Origin of the sequence: Nocardioides massiliensis, from assembly GCF_030811215.1 — a bacterium.
Lineage (GTDB): Bacteria > Actinomycetota > Actinomycetes > Propionibacteriales > Nocardioidaceae > Nocardioides_A > Nocardioides_A massiliensis.
Map to the genome: position 1 here is coordinate 3,908,399 of NZ_JAUSQM010000001.1, position 20,705 is coordinate 3,929,103.

Here is a 20,705-nt window from a genome sequence, read left to right on the forward strand (position 1 = left end):
CCGTTGTCGCACTCACGAGTGCTGACCCAAACACGCCGCTCGACGGCCTTGGCGGCGTTCCGCCCGCCGTCCACGCCCACACGCGCACCAAGACCCCACCTTGTTCAGCAGTCTCCTAGGGCGAGCAGACCGTGCTCGTGGCCCGCCGCCTGCCCCAGGCCGCGACCCTGCGCCAGCAGGGCGCGCACCTGCTCGACAGGCATGGCGTCGGTGTCGACCAGGTCGCCGGCGGCGGTGCCCGCGTCGACCGCAGCGAACTCCAGGCCGGCCGTCCGGGCCGCCGCGGCGCCGGCCGACTCCGCGACCGCGCTCGCGGCCACGACGTCGTCGGTGACCGATGGGGAGTACGCCGACACGCCGTGGACGACCACCCCGTGCCGGCCGGCCACGAGCAGCAGCCGGCCGGAGTCGACGGGAGTGTCGCGCCGGCGGGTCGCGGCCTCGACCCGGTCGACGTAGCGGTCGAGGAGGCCCAGCGAGCCGGGCGGGGTGAGCAGGCGGTCGGCGTCGTCTCGGACGTGGACGACCGTGGCGTTGTCCGGCGCCCGCAGGTGGGACGGCGGCGCGGCGGTGGCCTCGTTCCACCGCTCGGTCATCACCACCTCGCTCACCGGCTCGCGCCGTGACCAGCCGGCCCGCTCCAGGCCCGGAGCGGGAGGTCGTTCGTCGGGCCAGCCCAGGCACAGCCACCCGAGGGTGACCACGCCGTCGGGCACCGCGACCAGGTCCGCGAGCTCCTGCTGGTCGAACAACGTCACCCAGCCGATCCCGAGGCCCTCGACCCGGGCGGCGAGCCACAGGTTCTCGATGGCGCACGCGCACGACCACAGGTCCGCGTCGGGGAAGGTCGCGCGACCGAGTACCCCTCCCGCCGGCGTACGACGGTCACAGGCCACCACCAGCCCCAACGGGGCCTCGCGGATGCCCTCGAGCTGGAGGTCCAGGAGCCGCCGAGCCGCCTCCGGTTCCATCTGGCGCGCCTGCCGCAGGCGCTGCTCGTCGGCCATCCGGGCGGCCTGCTCCCGGGTCGCCGGTTCGGAGACCACGATGAACCGCCAGGGCTGGCTGTGGCCGACCGACGGCGCCATGTGGCCGGCGGCGAGCACCCGGTCGAGGATCTCGGGCTCCACCGGGTCCGGCCGGTACCTGCGGATGTCCCGGCGAGCGCCGAGGACGTCGTAGAAGCCCTCCCGCACGTGGTCGGGGAACGCCCAGGCACCGACCTGGGCGGCCCGCTCGGCCGCCGAGGTCTGGTCACCGATGAGCGGCACCGGTCGTCGCCAGGTCACGGTGCCGCAGTGTAGGCATCATCCTCGACATAGACCGATGCGCCCATCTCCACGAACTGCGCCGACTTCTCGGCCATGCCCGTCGCGACGTAGTCGCGGACGTCCTGGCTGATCCGCATCGAGCAGAACTTCGGCCCGCACATCGAGCAGAAGTGAGCGGTCTTGCTGGCCTCGGCCGGGAGCGTCTCGTCGTGGAACGACTCGGCGGTGTGCGGGTCGAGGGAGAGGGCGAACTGATCGCGCCAGCGGAACTCGAAGCGGGCCTTGGACAGGGCGTCGTCCCAGTCGCGGGCGCCGGGGTGGCCCTTGGCGACGTCGGCGGCGTGCGCGGAGAGCTTGTAGGTGATGACACCGGTCTTCACGTCGTCGCGGTTGGGCAGCCCGAGGTGCTCCTTGGGAGTGACGTAGCAGAGCATCGCGGTGCCGTGCATGGCAATCGCCGCCGCGCCGATCGCGGAGGTGATGTGGTCGTAGCCGGGCGCGATATCGGTGGCAAGCGGGCCGAGGGTGTAGAACGGCGCGCCGTGGCACCAGTCCTGCTGCAGCACCACGTTCTCCTCGACGAGGTTGAGCGGCACGTGACCAGGCCCCTCGACCATCACCTGGACGTCGTGCTCCCAGGCCCGCTGGGTCAGCTCCGCGAGGGTGCGCAGCTCGGAGAACTGCGCCTCGTCGTTGGCGTCGGCCGTGCAGCCGGGGCGCAGGCCGTCGCCGAGCGAGAAGGACACGTCGTACCTGGCGAAGATCTCGCACAGCTCGTCGAAGTGGGTGTAGAGGAAGTTCTCCTCGTGGTGGGCCAGGCACCAGCCGGCCATGATCGACCCGCCGCGGGAGACGATCCCGGTGATGCGCTGCGCGGTGAGCGGCACGTAGCGCAGCAGCACGCCGGCGTGGATGGTCATGTAGTCGACGCCCTGCTCGCACTGCTCGATGACGGTGTCGCGGAAGACCTCCCAGGTGAGCTTGCTCGCGTCACCGTCGACCTTCTCCAGCGCCTGGTAGATCGGCACGGTGCCGATCGGGACCGGCGAGTTGCGGATGATCCACTCGCGGGTGGTGTGGATGTCGTCGCCGGTGGACAGGTCCATCACGGTGTCGGCGCCCCAGGTGACCGCCCAGGTGAGCTTGTCGACCTCCTCGGCGATGCTGGAGGTGACCGCGCTGTTGCCGATGTTCGCATTCACCTTTACCAGGAACCGCTTGCCGATGATCATCGGCTCGGCCTCGGGGTGGTTGAGGTTGGCGGGGATGATCGCGCGCCCGGCCGCGACCTCCGCGCGGACCAGCTCGACGTCGCAGTTCTCGCGGATCGCGACGTACTCCATCTCCGGGGTCACCACGCCCTGCCGGGCGTAGTGCATCTGGGTGACCGTGCCGGTGCCGCGGCGCGGCCGGGGCCGCGTGCCGCGCCACTGGTCGCGCGCCTCGCCGCGGCGGATCGCGGCCTTGCCGTTGTCGAGCAGCTGGGTCTCCCGGCCGACGTACTCCTCGGTGTCGCCGCGCTCGGCGATCCAGTCGGCGCGCAGGGGCGGCAGGCCAACCTCGGGGTCGCTGCCGGGTCCCGCCGTGGCGTACCGGTCGAACGTCTCGCCGTTGGTGAGCGCGACCCGGGTGAAGGGGACGCGGATGTCGGCGCGCGATCCGGTGCGGTGGACAGTGCTGTGGCTGGGGTGGATGTGCATCAGACCTCCTGGGTGGGTGGGACGAACGTGTGGGCGACGAGGCCGCGACCGCGGCCCAGCCGCCAGCCCGCGCTGCGGCGCAGCGCGGCCGCGACGAAGGCTTGGGCTGCCCGCGTCGCCGTGGGGAGCGGCTCTCCCCGGGCGAGGTGCACGGCGAGGGCGGCCGAGAACGTGCAGCCGGTGCCGTGGTCGTTGGTGGTCGGTACGCCGGCGTGCTCGAGGACGTGCGCGCGGCCCCGGTCGTCGACCACGAGGTCGCGGCACCAGTCGGCCTCGGGGTCGCCGCCGGTGAGCACCACTGCGGGGCCGAGCGCATGAAGGGCCAGCGCCACGTCCACTGGCGGCTCCTCCGAGCCGGCGCCGGCAAGGCGGCGCGCCTCGGCGAGGTTGGGGGTGACCACGGTGCAGCGCGGGAGTACGTGGTCGCGGTAGGCCGTGACGAGGGCGTCGTCAGCCAGCACCGCACCGCTCGAGGTGCGCAGGACGGGATCCACGACGAGCGGCAGTCCGGGAGGCAGGTCCGCGACCACCCCGGCGACGGCGACGGCGCCGAGCATGCCGGCCTTGGCGACCGCGACCGGGAGGTCGTTGAGCACCGCGTCGACCTGAGCCTGCACGTGGTCGGCGGAGAGCTGGACCACGGCGCGCACGCCGGTGGTGTCCTGCGCGGTGACGGCAGTGACGGCGCACGTCCCGTGTGCGCCGAGCGCCGCGAACGTCGCCAGGTCGGCGGCGACGCCCGCAGCGCCGCCGGAGTCGGTGCCCGCCACGGTGAGGGCGACAAGGGGGTTCACCGGACCTCCTCCATGACGCGAGCCACAACGCCGGCCGGGTCCGGGGCGCGCATGACGGCCCCCATGACCGCGACGCCGTGAGCGCCGGCAGCACGCATCGAGGCGGCGTTCTCCACCTCGACCCCGCCGAGGGCGAAGACCGGTACGTCGCCGGCGAGCGCGACGGCGCGTCGTACGCCGTCCTCCCCGACAGCGGGGCCGTAGCCCGGCTTCGAGGCGGAGGCGGCGACCGGCGAGATCGTCAGGTACGACGCGCCGCCGGCGACCGCGCAGCCTACCTCCTCGTCGTTGTGGCACGACCGGCCGTGGAAGGGCGCCGCGTCGGCGTCGTGCCGGCTCTGGGCGGCCGCGAGGTGCACCGCCGCCGCGCCGGGCAGCCAGGTGCGGGCGAGGATCACCGTGACGCCGGCGGAGCCGAGCGCGCGGGCGATCTCCTGCCGCTCCTGCTCGGGCAGGTCGAGCTCGCGGAGCACGACGACCTCCAGCCCGGCGGAGGCGCAGTCGGCGACGGTGCCGACCAGGTCGCGCCCGGCAGGGACCTGGTGACGGTCGGTGAGGAGCAGCAGCCGCGGCAGGTCGACCCCCGTCACGTCCCCACCCGTCCGGCCATCGGGCTCGAGGCGCGGGCGGCGGTCAGGCGCGGGACGCGGCCTGCACCGCGGGCCAGCTCGCCGGCCTCGACCGCCGCGCGGAGGCCGGCCGCCATCTGCACCGGACGGTCCGCGCGGGTGATCGCGGTCGCCGCCAGCACCGCGTCGCAGCCCAGCTCCATCGCGAGCGCGGCGTCGCTCGCGGTGCCGATGCCAGCGTCGAGCACGACCGGGAGCGCGACCGCGGCGCGCACGGCCTCGATCGCCCGGGGGTCGTCGATGCCGCGACCGGAGCCGATCGGCGAGCCCAGGGGCATGACCGCCACGCAGCCGGCGTCGGCCAGGCGCCGCGCGACGACGGGGTCGGCGGTGGTGTAGGGCAGCACGCGGAAGCCCTGCCCGACCAGCGTCTCGGCCGCGTCGAGCAGCTCGACCACGTCGGGCAGCAGGCTGGTGTCGTCGCCGATCACCTCAAGCTTGACCCAGTCGGTCTCGAGGGCCTCGCGCGCGAGCTGGGCCGTGAGAACGGCCTCGCGAGCGCTGTGGCACCCGGCGGTGTTGGGCAGGATACGCACGCCCTTGGCCCGGAGTGTGTCGAGCAGTCCGCCGCTGCCGGTGTCGGAGGTGCGACGGATCGACACCGTGACCAGGCCCGGGGCGGCGGCGTCGACGACCTCGGACACGGCCTGGATGTTCGTCAGCCCGCCGGTCCCGATCCACAGCCGGCTGGAGAGGTCGACCCCTGCGATCCGCATGCGGCTCACCCGCCCTGGTGCGCGGTGACGACCTCGACCGCGTCGTTCTCCGACACCGGCGTGCTCTGCCACGACCCCGCGGGGACGACGACGCCGTTGAGGGCAATCGCCACGCCGCGTTCCGCGGGGACCAGGTCCCGCAGGGTGGAACCCGGCTCCACGGAGCGCGGCTCACCGTTGAGGTTGATTCTCATGAGGAGAAGACCCTTCTGACCGCAGGGCTGTTGACGAGCTGGTACGCGTCGAACCGGCCCGGCGCGAAGGGCCGCGCCACGCCCATGGCGTTGCCGTTCTCGACCAGGATCCGGACGATCTGGGCGCTCAGCGGTGCCAGCAGGACGCCGCCGCGGTAGTGGCCGACCGCCAGGACCAGACGGAAGGGTCCCGGGCTGTCGACGGTCCCCAGCAACGGCCCGTTGTCCGGCGTGCCGGGGCGGTTCCGGGCGGTGATGTCGACGACGCCCGCTGTCTCCAGCCCGGGAACGAGCGTGCGGGCGGCGTGCAGCAGGCGCACGATCGTGCCGAGGCTCGCGACCGGCACGGTGTCGTGCTCCTCCTCGCTCGCGCCGACGACTACCTCTCCGCCGGCGCGCGGCACCACGTAGACCTTCTCGCCGTGGACCCGGGCCCGGAGCACGCGCGTGGGCGGGTCGGCGGCGCGCAGCCGGATCGTCTCCCCCCTGACAGGACGGACGGCCGGGACCAGCTCGCGCGCCTCGGCACCAGTGGCGACCACGACCGCGTCGGAGGGGAAGCTCCGGCCGTCGGCGGTGGCCACGCCCGACGGCGTCACCTCCGCCCGGGCCCGAACCAGGTGGGCGCCCACGAGGCGCAGGAGGGCCTCCGCGACCAGGCGCGGGTTGACGTGGTGGTCCTCGGGAAGGAGGGCCGCGCCGGCGACCCGCGACAGCGTCGGCTCCTCGGCGCGGGCCTCGCGCCGGTCGAGCTCGCGGAAGGCGACGCCCTCGGCCTCGAGCACAGCCAGCGTGCGACGGACGTGCAGCAGGTCGTCGTGGTCCTGCCCCGCCAGCAGCGTGCCCGCGGTGCGAAGGTCGACGTCGAGACCGGCGGCGGCGTGCAGGCGCGCGGCGTACGACGGCCACAGGCGCGCCGAGGCGACGCCGAGCCTGAGCAACTCCGTCTCCCCGTGCCACGCCTCGCCGGCGGGCGCGAGCATCCCGGCCGCCGCCCGGGTCGCGCCGGCGCCCGGATCGGGGTCGAACACCCGGACATCGTGCCCCGCGCGGACCAGCTCCTCCGCGCAAGCCAGGCCGACGATGCCGGCCCCGACCACCGCTACCCTCATGCGACCGCGACGGCGCCGACGAGTTCCCTCGCGGACAGTCCGGGCTGAGGGGATCGGCAGATGGCCGAGGCCACCGCGATCCCGTACGCCCCGGCCGCCATCACCTCGGGTGCGCGCTCGGCGTTGATGCCAGAGATCGCGATCGCCGGCAGGACTCGAGCCGCATCACGCAGCACGTCCAACCCGATCGGGTCGGGGAGACCACTCTTCGTGGTCGTGGGGTAAACAGGCCCCACACCGACGTAGTCGGCGCCCTGCGCCTTCGCCTCACGGGCCTGGTCTGCGTTCCGGCAGGTGCCGCCGACGAGGAAGCCCTCCGGTGCCAGGCGTCTGGCCTCGGCGACCGCGAGGTCATCACGGCCGAGATGGACGCCTTGCGCTCCGGCAACGAGTGCGATGTCGACGCGGTCGTTCACGATCACCGCCGCCGGGGTACCGGCAAGGCGGTCCACGAGGGCGCGGGTGAACGCCACCACCTCGCGGTCGGACACCGACTTCGCACGCACCTGGACGGCGTCGACGCCCTCACGGACGACCGCCTCTAGCAGGCTGAGCGCTCCGTTGTCGTACGACGGCAAGTCGGTGATGCAGTGAATGCGGGGTAGCACGTCGCTCCTCACTTCCTTCGCCGGCATTACCCGGATCAGGTTCGACGGTCGGAGCGGCTCCAGCCCCATCTCAGCCCGATGCCTCGGGCTCCCGTGTGGAATGCAACGACCGTAGCAGCCGTGCAAGCTCTCTCGGAAGGAGGTCAGCCGGACGGCATAGCCGTCCCTGCCTTTTGCTTGACAACCAGGCCGACCCGCGGTGAGGACAACCAGTGGGCCGAGCAGGTCAGAGCCCAGCAACGTCGCCGATGACGATGATCGCCGGACCTGGATCGTGCCACCGGAGGCGATCATCCGCACCCATGCCAAGAACCGGAGGTCGCGGCATGGCTCCAGGACACGGCGGAGGCGTTCGAGGAGATCGGCGAGATCGATCTGGCCATCGACTGGGCGAAGCAAGCGATGGAATTCGACCGCGGCCACCAGTCCCGCAAGGCCGCGGACTACTTGGTGCGGCCTGCTCGAGGCCCACCGACCCGCCCAGGCGCTGGAGGCCCGGCTCTCGGTGTTCCGCAAGTGGCCGTCTTCGACATCGGCGGCGCGGCTGCACAAGGCCGCCAGCAAAGCGTGGCCCGAATATCGCGACGAGGTGGTGGCGACCCTCGCCGCGAGCCCGAGCGACGCGGTGCTCTTTGCGCACGTGACGCTGAACGATCCCGAGTTCGCGTGGAACCTCGCACACTCGCTCGCGCTCGACAGCGACCACTCGATCGATATCGAGCGGTGCAGGCGGTCCGTCGAGGATGCTCGGCGGTCATCCGAGTTGGAGGGCTCCCGCAGCAGCGACGCCACCCGCGCCGACCAGGAAGCATTCGTGCGCGGCGAGATCGACGAACGGCAACTGGGCGGGCGGGTGCGGGCTCGCTATCGCCTGGTCTGGTCAGAACAAGCCGAGCTGATCGAGAATGCCTTGCGACGCGGTGATGATCGCTTCCGCGTTATCGACGGCTTCCGCAGCCTCATCCTGCGTGGCGTCGTCACTCGGGCGCTCGGGATACTCGAGCTCGTTGCGCCGACGACGGAGCGCGCCGAACTGCCGGAAGCCAGGACCGAACTGCGCTCGAGCAGCGCGCTCGACGGCGTAGTGCCCACCCTTCGTCGTCGGCCGCAGCCCTTGATGAGCGAGCAGGGCGGTCAATGCCTGACGCGCGGCGTCGTAGGCCAGGACGAGAGCGGAGTCAGGGTCGGAGTCGACGGCTGACCGCGCTGTCGTCAGAGTCACCGTCGCCTTCTCAAGGAGCCGCTCGCCGTTGGCAGCGGCCCAGTCAGCTTCTGCAGTTCGCCCGCCTCGAGCAGCGCTTCGACGTCGGACTCGCCGCGCGTCCAGCGGGCCATCAGGGGTTCACCGGCTCACGCGAGTCGAGGACGGTGACGTGCGCGGACTCCTTGACCTGGGCGACGAGTGCGTCCTCAGGATCAGCCCACTGCTTCGCCGTGCGCACGACCGGATTGACCTCGATCCCCAGCCGGGCGTTCGCACGGTCAGCCGCGTCGTAGAGGTCGGCGCGGTCGACCTTGCCCACGACGAGCACGTCGATGTCGTGCGGTGGCGGACCTGCCTGACCGTCGTACCGGGCAGCCCAGGAGCCGAAGATCACAACCTGCTCGGCTCCCTTGATCGCGAACTCCTCGGCAATCACGGCCCGAGGACCGAAGGTGATCTCCAGGAGTTGGGCCAGTGCCTTCGCCGCCGGGTGGTCGACGTTGGCGCGAATCAGCCGGTTCCGCCCCTGGGTGCGGCTCCGGAGGAGGCCGGCCTCATCGAGACGGATCACCTCGCGGTGCAGGGTGGAGAGCGGCACCCCAAGCCGCGCGGCCATCTCGGTCACGCCGTACTCCTGCTCAGGATGCAGCAGCACCCACATCAACAGCTCGGCCTGATGCCGCGATCGAAACACCGGCATCAGCGCTGGCCCATCGCTACGCATAACTGGAATATATCTCCCGGTTATAGGTAGCGTCAAGGCTACCTTCTTCACTCTGCCGCCCGCCGGGACCTCACTCATCGTCCCGGACGAACGCGAAGTTCACCTTCATGGCCGAGCGAGCCCGAAAATGACCGGAACCAACGGCGCTGCGGCCCCGCTGGGCGACGCTCCGCGCCCGTCGATGTGATGGGTAAACGATGCGATCGCATCTCGCCCCCAAAGCAAAAGACCAGGTCAACCATAGGCTGACCTGGACTTTCTTCGTAGCGGGGGCAGGATTTGAACCTGCGACCTCTGGACAAGATCGGAGGCCTGATCCCGCTACCTCAAACTTCGGATCCCTTCGGGAAACCTCGGGTTGATCTGGAGGTTCTCCAATGGACGGCCCCAAGTCTATCGGAACACCTTGGAACGCCTGCCGAACGTTTCCGATGACTTTTCGATCCTGAGTTGCACAGATTTAGTGGGCCACACGGTCGAGGAGTTCTTGAACGTCTGCGGGGATCTGGGGCCGGGCGTCGATGGTCTGGCCGGCCAGGCTGATCGTGATGTCCTGCAGGGGGCGCAAGGCCTGGACGAGTTTCTTGAAGCGCCCCAGGTTCTCCGCCGCTCCTATACGGGTTGCGGCTCTCGGTTGAGGGCCGCGTAGTGGGCTTGCTCGAACTCCACTGGGGTCATCATCCCAAGAGAGCCATGCAGGCGTCGGTTGTTGTACCAATCGACCCATCCAGCGGTGGCGTACTCGACGTCTCCGATGCTCCGGTAGGGGCCGGCGTGGAAGACCGTTGTGCGGACGCACTCGGTCTTGTACAGCCCGATCACGCACTCCATCAGGGCGTTGTCGTAGGCATCGGCAACAGACCCGATCGAGGGCCGGATCCCTTCCTCGGCGAGGTGCTCAGTGAACGCGATCGATGTGTATTGCGACCCGGCGTCGGCGTGACCAATGAGCTCACCGGGCACCACAGGGTGGCCTTCGCGGTCGCGTTGCCACAGTGCCATCCGCAGCGGGACGTCGACCAGCTCGACGGCCTTGGTCGGTGCGACGTTCCAAGCAACGATCTTCTGAGCGAACACGTCGAGGATGAACGCGACATAGACGAACCCCGCCCAGGTGCGGACGTAGGTGAAGTCCATGACCCAGGTCCGGTTCGGTGCGGGGGCGGTGAAGTCCCGATCAAGGAGGTCGCCGGCCCGTTTGCCGTCCTTGGCAGGGATGGTGGTCCGGATGCCCTTGGAGCGTCGGATCCCTTGCAGGGACAGGGATCTCATCGCCCGGTCCACCGCGCCGGGCGACGCGTCGGGGCTGGTGCGCTGGACGAGCGCGGTCATCTTGCGACGCCCGTACAAACCCTCCGGGGTCATCCGCCGTACGCCCTCGTGGTCGACCGTCCAGGCCAGGTCACGGACCAGGTTGGTGACGCTGGCGTCGGTGACCGTGCGGGCGGCAACGGGTCGGTTGGTGCGTGCCCAGTCGCGGTAGGTCCGCGCGGCGATCTGGCAGCCCTGCTCACGCAGGACCCGACAGATCGACTCGACCGCGTGGCCTTCGGTGCGCATCTCGTCGATGAACGCGACGATCAGCGGTTGCGGGGGTCGAGTTCCCCCGCGAAGAAAATTGAGGCCCGTCGGAGGATCTCGTTGTCCTCCTCGAGCCGGCGGACCTTGGCCTTCAGCTCCTTGATCTCAGCCAGCTCCTCGCTGGTCGCGCCCTGGCGCTGCCCGCCGTCGACCTGAGCCTGGACGACCCACCGGCGGACGGTCTCCTTGCCCAGCCCCTCGCGTCGGGCAACGGACTCGGCGGCCGCGGTCAGCGACGGGTACTCCGGCAAGTGCTCCAGCACCTGCCGCACGCACCGCTCCTTGACCGCGGGATCGATCTTCTTCGGCATGCTGCCATCCTCTCGAACTCAAAAGGATGCGGCATCAAACCTGGGGCGCTTCAGATGACCTGCTCGACCAGGGCGTGGTCGCGGTGACGCTGATCGGCCTCGATCGTGGACAGGGTGCTGTTGGTGATGAAGGCGTGGTGGCGGTAGGTGGCGAACAGCTCGCCCTGTTCGCTGCCGTCAGATGCCAGTGGCTGGACTCGCTTGACGCGGCGCACGACCAGACGACACGACACGTGCTCGGCCTTGCGTCGGCCGGTGAACGCAGTGAACGGCACTTCAGCGACCTCGGCGTCGCTGACCCAGCGTTGCTCGACCTCGTCGAAGACCGCGTTCGGGTAGGCGATCGCGGTCCACTCGCCCGGGTCGATGCTGGCGATCGCCGCGGTCACCGACGGGGTCATCCGGGCGGTGACCGAGAACCAGGCTTGGTGGCGCAGCGCGGTCCCGACGAACGCCCAGCCGTAGTAGGCCGAGTCCGCGCGAGCCAAGATCCGCCCGGTCACGCCAGCAGCCCGGGCGGTGGTGATCGCCTGTGCCAGCAACCGGCCGCAACCCGTGGCGGAGGCAGTGTTGCCCTTACGGAGCCGGGCACGCGCGATCACCGGCGCAGCGGTCGGAGTCGAGATCGTGGCGAGCTGGACGTTCAGCCCCCTGGCGCCGGTGTAGCCGAACGCGGCCCCCTGCTTGGCATAGCCGTGGACCTCACGCACGGTGTCATCGACATCGAGGAACGCGATCCCCTCCGCGCCGCCACCGGCCAGCAGTCCAGGCACCCGCGCGGCAAGCCCGGACAGCAGTCCGCCGCCGATCTTGTCGAGCTGCTGGACATGGCCGTGGGTGAAGGAACGCAGGAACGTGCCCAGCGTCGAGGGCGCCCGAACCCCGGCGAACAACCGATCCATCCCGCCGTGGCGCAGCAGGTCGAGGTCATCGATGGAGTCCGCACCGGCGAGCATCCCGCCGACGACCGCGGCGGTCTTCGCCGAGGCGTTGGGCGAGGCCACCGTCAGGCCCTCGAGGAGGTCGTAGAAGCCGGCAGATCCGGCCAGCCGCAGCGCCGGTACCAGACCTGCGGCCGACACCAGATTCGGGTCATCGAACACAGGTCGGATCGTGTGAGAAGGTTTCACTTACGAGGTGCCTCTCGTGAGCGGTTGGGTGACGACGTCGCAATCGACATCTTCCCTGCTCAGGAGGGCACCTCGTTCTACGCCACGCTCACAGACCCCACCGCAGCCGGTGGATCAGGGCTCAGGCCGGCCTGCAGAGATCCGTCGACATGATCAAGGAGCAACCGGTTCACCCGACGAATCCTGACCCGCGAATGATCATGGGGCACGGGGATCCAAATGATCCCGACGCCCGCATCCCTGCCGAGTGGCGTCGCACAGAGACGATCGCGAAGCTCAGTCCGGGTGGCGACGCGGCGTTGCTACGGCCGAACACTCGGCCAAGGCGACTCTTCTCGGCTGGTTTGGCGCCGGCGAGCCAATCGTCATCAGGGGCGTCCACCTCCTGGACTTCAAGGAGAAGCTCGCTGCTCACCCGCCGGAGATCACTAGTTCATAGCTTGACCGTTCGGCTGCGGCATACCGCCGCGAAGACTCGCCTGCGCACTCCCGGCTTGGTCTTTGCTACCAGCTCTGCGGATCAGTGCCGATCACCGTGACGAGCGCCGAACCGTGCTCGACTTGAGCGATCAGGCCCTGCTGTCTGAGCTCCAACTTGATCACCTGGGTGCGTCGATCTGCCTGGCTCCGCGAGAGCCGCCGCATCCTGCTCAGGCAGTTTGAGATCGGGAACCAGAGGGTCACGCCGTGACCACCTATGGGTCGCGCCTCCTCCCAGATCGCCTCATAGACCGCCGAAGCGTCACGGGTGAGAAGTACCCCAGGACCGGTCATGTTCGCAGGATCTAACAGCTCGCGAACGCTAGGCAAGCGGCGTCCGTCGCATCAGTTGGCCAGTGCCCGGTCGCGACGGGGTCGTAGCGGCCAAGTACGGGGTGCAGTGTGAGACCGGGGTTGCGACGGACGAGCGTCTTACCGCCGCGTCGCGGGTGCGGCCGATCTTCAGAGACTTCGGTTCATACCTAGCGAGATCGACACGCTCTGCAGCGACCCATTGATGCGCCTTGAAACGGGCTTCGAGAGCCAAGGGGCCTCTCTCTCACCACGAGAACATGCTCAGACGCACGAATGCGGCTCAGCATTCTGGCCAGGTGTCAATGGCCAAGTTGTGGTCCCCGCTGGTGGCCAACTGAAAGTCCCCACTCTTCGCTGAGGTTCAGTGGGTCTTGAGTTGGGTTCCTCCGTTCGTTCGGGCTTGTCTCATGCGGTAGGAGTCGCCGTCGGTGACGACGGTGTGGCAGTGGTGCAGGAGCCGGTCGAGCATGCTGACCGCGGTGGTGTGCTCGGGCAGGAACCGGCCCCAGGACTCGAATGGCCAGTGGGATGCGATTCCGAGCGAGCGGCGTTCGTAGGCGGCCGCGACGAACCGGAACAACAGTTGGGCGCCGGTGTCGTCCAGCGGGGCGAATCCGAGCTCGTCGACGACGATGAGGTCGTTGCGCAGCACGGCCTCGATGACCTTTCCGACGGAGTTGTCGGCCAGCCCTCGGTAGAGGGTCTCGACGAGCTCGGCGGCGGTGAAGTATCGGACTCGGTGCCCTGCCTCGACCGCGGCGATGCCGAGCGCGATCAGGGTGTGGGACTTCCCGGTGCCGGCCGGGCCGATCATGCACACGTTCTCGGCCGCGCGGATCCACTCCAGGCTGGCCAGGTAGTCGAACGTCGCTGTGGGGATCGATGAGGCGGCGACGTCGAACTCCTCGAGTGTCTTGGTCACGGGGAACCCTGCTTGGCGCGTCCGGGCTCGTCGGTTGGACTCATCGCGCGAGGCGATTTCGGCCTCGACGAGGGTGCGGAGGAACTCCTCAGGGTTCCAGCGTTGGGTCTTGGCGGTGAGGAGCAGCTCGGGTGCCAGCCGGCGCATCGCGGCCATCTTCAACCGCTTCAGACCCTCGTTCAGATCCGCCGGCAGCGGCGGCGGGGACGTCGCGGTCATGCTCCCTCACCACCCTCGGAATCGGGACTGGTGCCGGAGCCGATGCGGTAGGCCTCCAGTGACCTGGTCGGGACGGTGGGCAGCGTCATCACCAGTGCCTGTCCCGCGGCAGTCGGTCGGGGTGCGTGTCCGTTGGTGGCCAGGATCGACCGGACGTCCGCAGCGCGCCATCGCCCGAACGCCACCGCCCGTTGCAGTGCCGTGAGCAGCGGACCGGTGCCATGCGCGGCGCCCAGGGTGAGGATCTCGGCGATCTCGCTGCCGAGCTTGGTCACCCCAGCTGCTGCCGCACCAGTCAGGAACTCCTCGGCGACCGGGCCCAGAGCGAGGAACTCCCGCTCCGCTGCCGTGCGGGGTCGAGCACCACGGCGCGGGGTGGCAGGACGTGGCCGGTCGTAGTGGGCATCGACGATGCTGGTCTCGCCCGGCGCGACCAGTTGGTGTTCGGCATGGACTTCGCCGGTCACCGGCTCGATCACCCGCAACACCCGATCGCGGTCGTCAACCAGCACGGTCACCGTGGTGCCGATCAGACGGTTCGGCACCGAGTAGCGGGCCGAGGCGAACCGGATGCACGACAGTTTGTCGACCTTTCTCGTGATCGGCTTGGGGCCAACCTCCAACCGCAGCGACGGCAGCTCGCCGAGCACCTCTCGCTCGGTGTCGAGCCGCTCGACCGGGACCGCCTGGATCTCGCTGTGACGGCGTCGGTTGACCTCCTCGGACCACGCCTTCGCGCGGGTGTTCAACCCAGCCAGACCCTCGGCCCACGGGTCGTCGTCGAGCTCGAGGGGGACCAGAAGGTCGTCCTTGGCATAGCCGACCAGGTTCTCCACGATCCCCTTGGACTCCGGGTCCGCGGCGTGGCAGAAGTCGGGACGGAACCGGTAGTGGGTGGCGAACCGGACATAGTCCGGCGCGGGGACGACGACGTTCGCGACCACGCCGCCCTTCAAGCAACCCATGCGGTCGGCGAGCACGACCTTCGGGACCCCGCCGAGGACCTCGAAGCACTCTGCCAGCATCGCCAGCGTGGTCGCCTGCTGCTCATCGGCAGCGAAGCGGACGAACCGGAACCGCGACCAGGCGAGCACCGCGCAGAACACGTGGACCTTGCGGCCCGCGAGGATCTCCTCGCCCCAGTCGATCGCCAGCACCTCACCAGGCGACCACACCGCCGGACGACGCCCACCCGCGCGGGCCTGACCGAGTCGCCATTGGCGCTTCGCGGTCGCGACCAGCCGCCGGAAGTTGCGATCAGAGCCCTTATAGCCAGCCGCTCGCGCGGCCGGCAGCAGCCGCTTGGCGCTGATCTTGCCGACGGTCTTGGCCACGGCCTCGGCGACCAGGTCGGCGACCTCGTCGTAGTTCTTCGCCCGCGGCGCCCGCGGTGGCCGATGAGCACCCTTGCTGAGCAGCTCGTGTGCGGTGACGATCCGCTTCACCGTCTTGTGGGTCGTGCCGCAGATCTCCGCGGCTCCCCGATAAGTGCCTACGTCTCGGTAGGCGGCAATCACGTCCATTCGTTCCTGCGCGTTCTTCAATGGAGACCCCTGCGTGGTGCTCGGTGACTTGGTTGGCACCACCACCGTCACCACGCAGGGACCTCACCGTCGGCTACGACACGACGCGAAGAGTGGGGACTTCAATCTGGCCACCAACGGGGACCACTACCTGGCCACCAGTGGGGACTTTTTCATGGCCACGGACACCAGGCTCTGAGTGTGGACGTGCTACGTGCAGTTCGCCTCGTACCAGTCGTTCATCGCGATGTTGACAGCGTTGGCCGTGTAGAGGGTGTGTGTCGTGTTGTAGGTGGTCAGTTTCGTGTTCGATTCATTGAGGTTCTGGCGAAAGACCCCGTCCATCGCCAAGGGGGCACCGACCTTCGCCCCGCCGGCCGCAGCGGCCAACTTGCTCGCTTGGTTGACGACGTCTCCCATGTAGACGACGTCCGCGATGCCGCTGCCGCTGGCGCCCGCCTTGATCATCAGAGCCCGGCCGTAGGACATGCCGATGCCGACCCTGATCGGGGTCTGATAGTTCTTCTTCAGGAGCTTGTAGTTCAGAACCTTCATGAGGGAGTTCGCTTGGGCTGCCATCGAGAAGACCGCGTCGATGTCGGGTTTGCTCGGGGTGTTGAAAACGCCCCAGACGCAGTCTCCGACGATGTTGATCTCGCGTGCCGTCGAATTCCCGTTCATGATCGAGACCATCTCGGAGATGAAGGCTCGGTACAGCTTTGCTAGGGCTGGCCTGTTGTAGATGCTAGGTAGCTCAGACGAATCCCGGATGTCGACGAAGAGCGCCGAGCAGTACGCGTAAAACCCGTTTGTGTAGGTCAGCGTGTCACGGTCGGGCAGGGATTTTTTCTCCTCGAAGTTCGTGCTCGGCTGCTCGAGGATTTCATCGATCCTGGCGAAGGAATCGACGTGCTTGTACTCCCTGTGGTTGCTATCCATCCCATATTCCCATCGAGAGCAGAGCCAGCCGAACGCTGACAACGGACAAGGCCATGGCTGAGCCGATCAGGGCGACCATCGCCCACCCTGCCCAGCGGAACTTGCGGCGAGCGACCCGAGCGTTGGCCCAGACTTGTTGTCCGAGCTGCTCAAGAAGTCCATCCGGGTCTGCGACCAGGCCTTTGAGGGCGGCCACGTACTCGGCGCCCTGATTGTTCCGCGGGTACTTGCGGGCGATGTGGTCGAAGTAGAGGAGGCTCGTTGGCGGTTCAGTCGCCCTGAGGCGAGGCCACAGCGCCACCACTGCCGCGATGCCGGCGGCGAACGCGAGAGCGCCCGAAGCAGGGCCAAAGATCTTGATCGTCAGGCTGAACACGGTCTGGTCCTTGACTAAGCTGAACAGCACGCCGCCGATCACGCCGGCGGTGGCGAGCGCGGCTGCCGCCTTCGTCTCGGCGTGACGAACCCATTCATTTACTAACCCGACGGCCTTCCACGCTTCCGCCGCATCGACTGGCGCGCTCGCGTCTTCCTCAACTTCGGTGACCGGGGCGCTCGCACGGTAACGGTGTCGAAGCCGTCGGGTTCGGGACATGCACGAAGTCTCTCAGGGACAGCCGACAGACAGGGAGTTCCTCAACGAGCCCCTCCATCGCACTTGCAACTTTGAGAGCCCCGCTTGTCTCAACGACAGGTCGATGAAACATTGGTGCCAAGTATTGTGGGCTACGTCGTACCGCTGCCTGAGGGCGACCTAGGGCGTGTCTGACAAAGATTGGGCGGTAGGTCTGGGAACGTTCGGGTCGTGTCGCGTTTCCAGATGCTCTCCGATGCCCAGTGGTCGTTGATCGAGGACCTGCTTCCGAAGCCGACGGGGCGCCAGGGTCGCCCGTTTGCTGATGCGCGCCAGGTCGTGGAGGGCATCATCTACCGCTACCGAACCGGGATCGCCTGGCGCGATTCGCCCGAGGTGTACGGGCCATGGCAGACGTTGTGGACCTGGCATCGACGGATGGCCGAGGACGGCACGTGGGACACCGTGCTGGACCGGTTGACCGCTGCGGCCGATGCTGCCGGGCTGGTCGATTGGTCGCTGTCGGTGGACTCCACGATCGCGCGTGCTCACCAGCACGCGACGAACACCACGCGCCTCACAGGGGGCTGGATCGAGTTACACGAATACACCCGATCGGCTCGCGGAGCCGCCTGACCACGCGATCGGGCGTTCCCGCGGCGGGTTGTCGACCAAGATCCACTCCCTGGTCGAGGGCCACGGCCTACCGATGGTGGTGCTGCTCAGTCCCGGGCAGGCGGGCGATTCGCCGATGTTCGGGCCGTTGATGGCGCACCTGCGCGTCGCGCAGCCGGTCGGGCGAGCACGAACCAGACCCGACCTCGTGCGCGCGGACAAGGCCTACTCCTCACGCGCGATCCGCACTCATCTGCGCCAGCGCGGCATCCGCGCAGCCATCCCTGAGCCTTCCGACCAACAAGGACACCGCCGACGGCGAGGATCGCGCGGCGGACGACCGCCGGCTTTCGACGCCGAGATCTACAAGGGACGCAACGTCGTCGAGCGCCGCTTCTGCCACCTCAAGCAGTGGCGCGGACTCGCCACCCGCTACGACAAGCTCGCCATCACCTACCGCGCAGCCGCTGTCCTCAACGCCGTGATCGCCTGGACCCGACATTTGTCAGACATGCCCTAGGCCTAACGGAGCGGCGGACTCATTTGGCCGCAGACTCAGTTCTTGGGGCCTGTTGGGCTTGCTCGCCTTCTTCGGCTTCGGCGCATCTGCTTGCGGAACCGCGCTTGCCGGCACGGCTCTTCAGATGTCCTTTGGCCTTGCCCCGTTGCTCACCATGGCGTACGTGTCAGGCGACGCGTCGCCAGTGGCAACGCCGGAACGAAGGATGCACGCAGGTGCCCCACGGATGAGCAAGCCGCGACCTGGATTTTGCCGCCGCGAATCGCCGGCGGCCAACTCAACGGCGCGCGTCCATCGCCGTGGCGCAGCTAAGTCCTAGCGTCGTTCGCGTGACGCAGAATCGACTCCCCGACCGCTGGCACAGCCGCGACTTCCCGGTGCTGCTCGAGGCCGCACGACTCCTCGACGCTGGCGAGATGCCAGTCAGCTCCGACGACATCGCGGCCAACGTCGGGTTCGACGAAGACGACATCATCGCAGCGCTACAGGCCCTACACGGCACGTACACGACGGGAGAGGCACTCGACTCGCTCGGCGGTGTCCTGGGCTTTTTCATCACCGGCCTCACAGAGCGCGGCCGACGCGCCACAGGACTATGGCCCGACGAGGAACAAGCCGCCGACGCACTCGTGGAACTCCTCACAAAGGCCGGAGACAAAGTCCAGGACGAGGAAGACGCGAGCGCTCTCAAGCGCGCCGGCCGACTCCTCCGCGGCGTGCCCGCCAGCGTGCTTGCCGACGTCACCGCCGCGCTCATCCGCCAGCAGACCGGCCTCACCTGACCGATCGGAGAATCCAACGCGATGACGATGCCGGAACTCGGCCGCCAGGCCGCCCACGTTCTTGTAGACATGGTCTCTGTATCCGATCCAGGCCTCGGCGACAGCCCCGGCAGCGGCTCCGCTGTCCCCCTCGCGGCGCGCCGATTCAACGAGATCGAAGCCGTCAGCCTCACGGTCAACGACGAGACCGAGGCGACCCATCTGGACATGTCGTACGTGCTCGGGCCGACCGCGGTCTTGATCACCTGGCTCGTCCGCCAGCTCGAGCTGCATGCTGGCGTCAGGCAGGAAACCGTGCTCGTCGCCGCACGCGAGTTCCTCGACTCCGAAGACACCTGAGCCGTGGAGCCGGGAAACGTCGCGAACCTCATCGCTGCCAGCGCACTCGCCCTGTCTGTCGTCATCGCTGTACGCAGCGAGATCACCGGCCATCGCGCCAAACGGGACGCCAAAGACGCCGACGCCGCCGCGAAGAGGTCAGCCGACGCCGCCGAGCGCTCCGCCGAAGCCGCCGAAAGGTCCCTCGAGCTCGAAAGTCGATCCACGGCCGCAGTGGAGCGGATGGCAGATCAGTGGGCCGAGTACATGTCCCGCGCTGAGAAGCGCGACCAGCGCCAGTGGAGCTCCCGACCGGGCCCGGGCGAACCTGGTGGGTTCGAGATCCGCGGAGGCAGTGGACCCTGGGCTGGGATCCCGCCGGCCGGCGGTCCACCGGAGCCTGTCGTGCACTGGACGGTCGACCGACTCCAGGGCCGCCGGCACATGCTCAAGAACCTTGGTCGCGCCACGGCGTACGACGTCGAACTCAGCGCCGATAAAGCCATCCGCTTCGGGGGTCCCATCGGCCCACAATCTATCCAGATGGGCGAGGCCATCGAGTTCCTGGCGATCGGCTCGATGCAGGCCGGGACGCCGGAGCTGATCGTGTCCTGGCGCGACACTCCGGACGGCGAACGCCGCGAGTGGCGTCGCCCCCTGCCCTGACGCACCCGGCTCAGGGCGAAGCTGGCGCACCGGACGCAGGCACGCGCACCCGGATCTGGCGGCCGGCGTTCGCTCCTTTCCGAGGTGCGTCTAACCGCCGCATACGACGCACCCGAGCCCCTGACTGACAGTTCTAGCGGAGCGGGAGATAGACCACCCGGTCGACCCACTCGTTGGCGTCGCTGGCCCCGACGATGAAGGACAGCTCGTCGATCGCAGTCGCCATCGAGACGGTCGAACGCAGCACGAAGACCCCGGGCATTGGTTGCTTCGCGCTGACCCGGTTGAAGGCGTACGTCGGAACCGTCTTGATGTCTCTGGTCACGAGGATCCGGTCCTCGGCGGCCGCCCACTCCAGGATCGCTGGATCGTCTGCGGTTCGAAGTCCGACATCCTGAACGCGGACGATGTCTAGGCCGGGTACGCGTCGTTGCAAACCCAGCACCAGCACGGGGTCGATGTGTTCGTCGGCGAGGAGCCGTGGAGTCACGACTCGATGCGTGTTAGCAGTTTTGCACGCAGACCATCGGGCGGGTACGCAGCTTCGATGCGGGCCTGAATCTCGGCACCTTCCCTCTCCTGCTCGGCGAGGTAGTCCTCGACCTCGGCACGGTGGCGCAGGTAGTAGGCGAAGATCGAGTAGACGTCGGCCAGCGAGACCGTCTCGTAGTCGTCATGGATGGCTTCGGGAGTTTTTCCACCCTTGAAGTCCGCCACGAGAATGTCGAGGGAGATGCGACTACCGGGCACCATCAGGCGGCCGGCAGGGTCACGGACCAGCGGTACCGGCTCGGGCTCGATCGCGGCAGCAGTCATGGTGCACCTCCTTCTCGGTTGAGGATACCTGTTGCTGCCGAC

21 protein-coding genes, 3 pseudogenes, 1 riboswitch and 1 other annotated feature are annotated in these 20,705 nt (G+C 68.7%); of the genes and pseudogenes, 5 read left to right on the plus strand and 19 right to left on the minus strand.

All coding sequences use genetic code 11. From position 1 onward, the window contains the following. Positions 1–104 precede the first annotated feature (104 nt). From bluB to thiE, 8 genes are all read right to left on the minus strand, one after another. Positions 105–1,289, minus strand: a complete 1,185-nt coding sequence (bluB, locus tag J2S59_RS19260; protein ID WP_306825408.1) for a 5,6-dimethylbenzimidazole synthase — start codon at positions 1,287–1,289, stop codon at positions 105–107. Beyond that, on the minus strand, positions 1,286–2,971 hold the full coding sequence (gene thiC / locus J2S59_RS19265; RefSeq protein WP_068121416.1) for a phosphomethylpyrimidine synthase ThiC: 1,686 nt from the start codon (positions 2,969–2,971) through the stop codon (positions 1,286–1,288). The genes bluB and thiC overlap by 4 nt, the downstream gene beginning before the upstream one ends. Continuing rightward, entirely contained in the window at positions 2,971–3,765 is a 795-nt protein-coding gene (gene thiD, locus J2S59_RS19270) for a bifunctional hydroxymethylpyrimidine kinase/phosphomethylpyrimidine kinase (RefSeq protein WP_068121418.1), read from the minus strand. The genes thiC and thiD overlap by 1 nt, the downstream gene beginning before the upstream one ends. Further along, the gene (locus J2S59_RS19275) at positions 3,762–4,355 is read right to left on the minus strand and encodes a thiamine phosphate synthase (RefSeq protein WP_306825409.1); all 594 of its coding nucleotides are present in this window, start codon (positions 4,353–4,355) and stop codon (positions 3,762–3,764) included. The genes thiD and J2S59_RS19275 overlap by 4 nt, the downstream gene beginning before the upstream one ends. Continuing rightward, entirely contained in the window at positions 4,352–5,110 is a 759-nt protein-coding gene (locus J2S59_RS19280; protein WP_068121917.1) for a thiazole synthase, read from the minus strand. The genes J2S59_RS19275 and J2S59_RS19280 overlap by 4 nt, the downstream gene beginning before the upstream one ends. 5 nt (positions 5,111–5,115) lie before the next feature. Further along, positions 5,116–5,304, minus strand: coding sequence for a sulfur carrier protein ThiS (gene thiS, locus J2S59_RS19285; protein WP_068121907.1), 189 nt, complete (start codon positions 5,302–5,304; stop codon positions 5,116–5,118). Continuing rightward, positions 5,301–6,416 carry a glycine oxidase ThiO gene (gene thiO, locus J2S59_RS19290; RefSeq protein WP_181642115.1) on the minus strand — a complete coding sequence of 372 codons (1,116 nt, stop codon included), beginning with the start codon at positions 6,414–6,416 and terminating at the stop codon, positions 5,301–5,303. Before thiO ends, thiS begins: the two co-directional genes overlap by 4 nt. Then, a complete protein-coding gene (gene thiE / locus J2S59_RS19295) occupies positions 6,413–7,024 on the minus strand; it encodes a thiamine phosphate synthase (RefSeq protein ID WP_068121911.1) in 612 nt (203 codons plus the stop codon). Before thiE ends, thiO begins: the two co-directional genes overlap by 4 nt. Then, a riboswitch (TPP riboswitch) is annotated at positions 7,020–7,129 on the minus strand. Its footprint overlaps the gene before it by 5 nt. Positions 7,130–7,664: 535 nt before the next feature. On the opposite strand from thiE, the pseudogene J2S59_RS20415 reads away from it, so the two are divergent. Further along, positions 7,665–7,877, plus strand: a pseudogene (locus J2S59_RS20415) (antitoxin VbhA family protein); the annotation flags it as partial. Between the two features lie 27 nt (positions 7,878–7,904). On the opposite strand, the gene J2S59_RS20420 reads toward J2S59_RS20415, so the two are convergent. The 9 genes and pseudogenes from J2S59_RS20420 to J2S59_RS19340 all read right to left on the minus strand — a co-directional run bounded on the left by J2S59_RS20420 (position 7,905) and on the right by J2S59_RS19340 (position 16,967). After that, positions 7,905–8,246 (minus strand): HEPN domain-containing protein, encoded by a 342-nt coding sequence (locus J2S59_RS20420; RefSeq protein WP_368668677.1) that lies wholly within the window; start codon positions 8,244–8,246, stop codon positions 7,905–7,907. A gap of 112 nt (positions 8,247–8,358) precedes the next feature. Next, positions 8,359–8,952 carry a helix-turn-helix domain-containing protein gene (locus J2S59_RS19305; RefSeq protein ID WP_068121915.1) on the minus strand — a complete coding sequence of 198 codons (594 nt, stop codon included), beginning with the start codon at positions 8,950–8,952 and terminating at the stop codon, positions 8,359–8,361. Between the two features lie 612 nt (positions 8,953–9,564). Beyond that, positions 9,565–10,844, minus strand: a protein-coding gene (locus J2S59_RS19310; RefSeq protein WP_306825410.1) for an IS3 family transposase whose coding sequence is annotated in 2 segments (ribosomal slippage) — positions 9,565–10,571 and positions 10,571–10,844 — 1,281 coding nt in all. Because the reading frame shifts where the segments join, the coding sequence is not laid out codon by codon here. Continuing rightward, positions 10,441–10,575: a sequence feature (AL1L pseudoknot), on the minus strand. (Overlaps the previous gene by 135 nt.) A gap of 53 nt (positions 10,845–10,897) precedes the next feature. Beyond that, a pseudogene (locus tag J2S59_RS19315) lies at positions 10,898–11,974 on the minus strand (IS1380 family transposase); the annotation flags it as partial. Between the two features lie 504 nt (positions 11,975–12,478). Continuing rightward, positions 12,479–12,748 (minus strand): hypothetical protein, encoded by a 270-nt coding sequence (locus J2S59_RS19320; RefSeq protein ID WP_181642639.1) that lies wholly within the window; start codon positions 12,746–12,748, stop codon positions 12,479–12,481. 382 nt (positions 12,749–13,130) lie between these two features. After that, complete coding sequence (gene istB / locus J2S59_RS19325) at positions 13,131–13,910, minus strand: IS21-like element helper ATPase IstB (protein ID WP_068124920.1); 780 nt, start codon at positions 13,908–13,910, stop codon at positions 13,131–13,133. Then, on the minus strand, positions 13,907–15,454 hold the full coding sequence (istA, locus tag J2S59_RS19330) for an IS21 family transposase (protein WP_181642641.1): 1,548 nt from the start codon (positions 15,452–15,454) through the stop codon (positions 13,907–13,909). The genes istB and istA overlap by 4 nt, the downstream gene beginning before the upstream one ends. A 189-nt stretch (positions 15,455–15,643) precedes the next feature. Further along, positions 15,644–16,372, minus strand: a complete 729-nt coding sequence (locus tag J2S59_RS19335) for an adenylate/guanylate cyclase domain-containing protein (RefSeq protein ID WP_068124923.1) — start codon at positions 16,370–16,372, stop codon at positions 15,644–15,646. After that, on the minus strand, positions 16,365–16,967 hold the full coding sequence (locus tag J2S59_RS19340) for a Pycsar system effector family protein (RefSeq protein WP_181642640.1): 603 nt from the start codon (positions 16,965–16,967) through the stop codon (positions 16,365–16,367). The genes J2S59_RS19335 and J2S59_RS19340 overlap by 8 nt, the downstream gene beginning before the upstream one ends. Positions 16,968–17,192: 225 nt before the next feature. Here J2S59_RS19340 and J2S59_RS19345 point away from each other — a divergent pair. The 4 genes and pseudogenes from J2S59_RS19345 to J2S59_RS19360 all read left to right on the plus strand — a co-directional run bounded on the left by J2S59_RS19345 (position 17,193) and on the right by J2S59_RS19360 (position 19,847). Then, positions 17,193–18,081, plus strand: a pseudogene (locus J2S59_RS19345) (IS5 family transposase). 329 nt (positions 18,082–18,410) lie between these two features. Next, the gene (locus J2S59_RS19350; protein WP_181641660.1) at positions 18,411–18,863 is read left to right on the plus strand and encodes a hypothetical protein; all 453 of its coding nucleotides are present in this window, start codon (positions 18,411–18,413) and stop codon (positions 18,861–18,863) included. Between the two features lie 21 nt (positions 18,864–18,884). Next, entirely contained in the window at positions 18,885–19,202 is a 318-nt protein-coding gene (locus tag J2S59_RS19355) for a hypothetical protein (protein ID WP_068118601.1), read from the plus strand. A gap of 3 nt (positions 19,203–19,205) precedes the next feature. Beyond that, positions 19,206–19,847, plus strand: a complete 642-nt coding sequence (locus tag J2S59_RS19360; RefSeq protein WP_068118598.1) for a hypothetical protein — start codon at positions 19,206–19,208, stop codon at positions 19,845–19,847. Positions 19,848–19,980: 133 nt separating this feature from the next. Here J2S59_RS19360 and J2S59_RS19365 read toward each other — a convergent pair whose 3' ends face one another. Together J2S59_RS19365 and J2S59_RS19370 are read right to left on the minus strand one after the other, a co-directional pair. Further along, positions 19,981–20,337, minus strand: a complete 357-nt coding sequence (locus J2S59_RS19365) for a DUF5615 family PIN-like protein (RefSeq protein ID WP_068118594.1) — start codon at positions 20,335–20,337, stop codon at positions 19,981–19,983. Continuing rightward, on the minus strand, positions 20,334–20,663 hold the full coding sequence (locus tag J2S59_RS19370; RefSeq protein WP_068118592.1) for a DUF433 domain-containing protein: 330 nt from the start codon (positions 20,661–20,663) through the stop codon (positions 20,334–20,336). Before J2S59_RS19370 ends, J2S59_RS19365 begins: the two co-directional genes overlap by 4 nt. Between the last annotated feature and the right edge of the window lie 42 nt (positions 20,664–20,705).

Coding starts and splice junctions, on each gene's coding strand:
- thiC (WP_068121416.1), bottom strand. CDS start 2,971: ATGCACATCCACCCCAGCCACAGCACTGTCCACCGCACCGGATCGCGC.
- J2S59_RS19280 (WP_068121917.1), bottom strand. CDS start 5,110: ATGCGGATCGCAGGGGTCGACCTCTCCAGCCGGCTGTGGATCGGGACC.
- thiS (WP_068121907.1), bottom strand. CDS start 5,304: ATGAGAATCAACCTCAACGGTGAGCCGCGCTCCGTGGAGCCGGGTTCC.
- thiO (WP_181642115.1), bottom strand. CDS start 6,416: ATGAGGGTAGCGGTGGTCGGGGCCGGCATCGTCGGCCTGGCTTGCGCG.
- J2S59_RS19305 (WP_068121915.1), bottom strand. CDS start 8,952: ATGCGTAGCGATGGGCCAGCGCTGATGCCGGTGTTTCGATCGCGGCAT.
- J2S59_RS19320 (WP_181642639.1), bottom strand. CDS start 12,748: ATGACCGGTCCTGGGGTACTTCTCACCCGTGACGCTTCGGCGGTCTAT.
- istB (WP_068124920.1), bottom strand. CDS start 13,910: ATGACCGCGACGTCCCCGCCGCCGCTGCCGGCGGATCTGAACGAGGGT.
- J2S59_RS19335 (WP_068124923.1), bottom strand. CDS start 16,372: ATGGATAGCAACCACAGGGAGTACAAGCACGTCGATTCCTTCGCCAGG.
- J2S59_RS19340 (WP_181642640.1), bottom strand. CDS start 16,967: ATGTCCCGAACCCGACGGCTTCGACACCGTTACCGTGCGAGCGCCCCG.
- J2S59_RS19355 (WP_068118601.1), top strand. CDS start 18,885: ATGACGATGCCGGAACTCGGCCGCCAGGCCGCCCACGTTCTTGTAGAC.
- J2S59_RS19370 (WP_068118592.1), bottom strand. CDS start 20,663: ATGACTGCTGCCGCGATCGAGCCCGAGCCGGTACCGCTGGTCCGTGAC.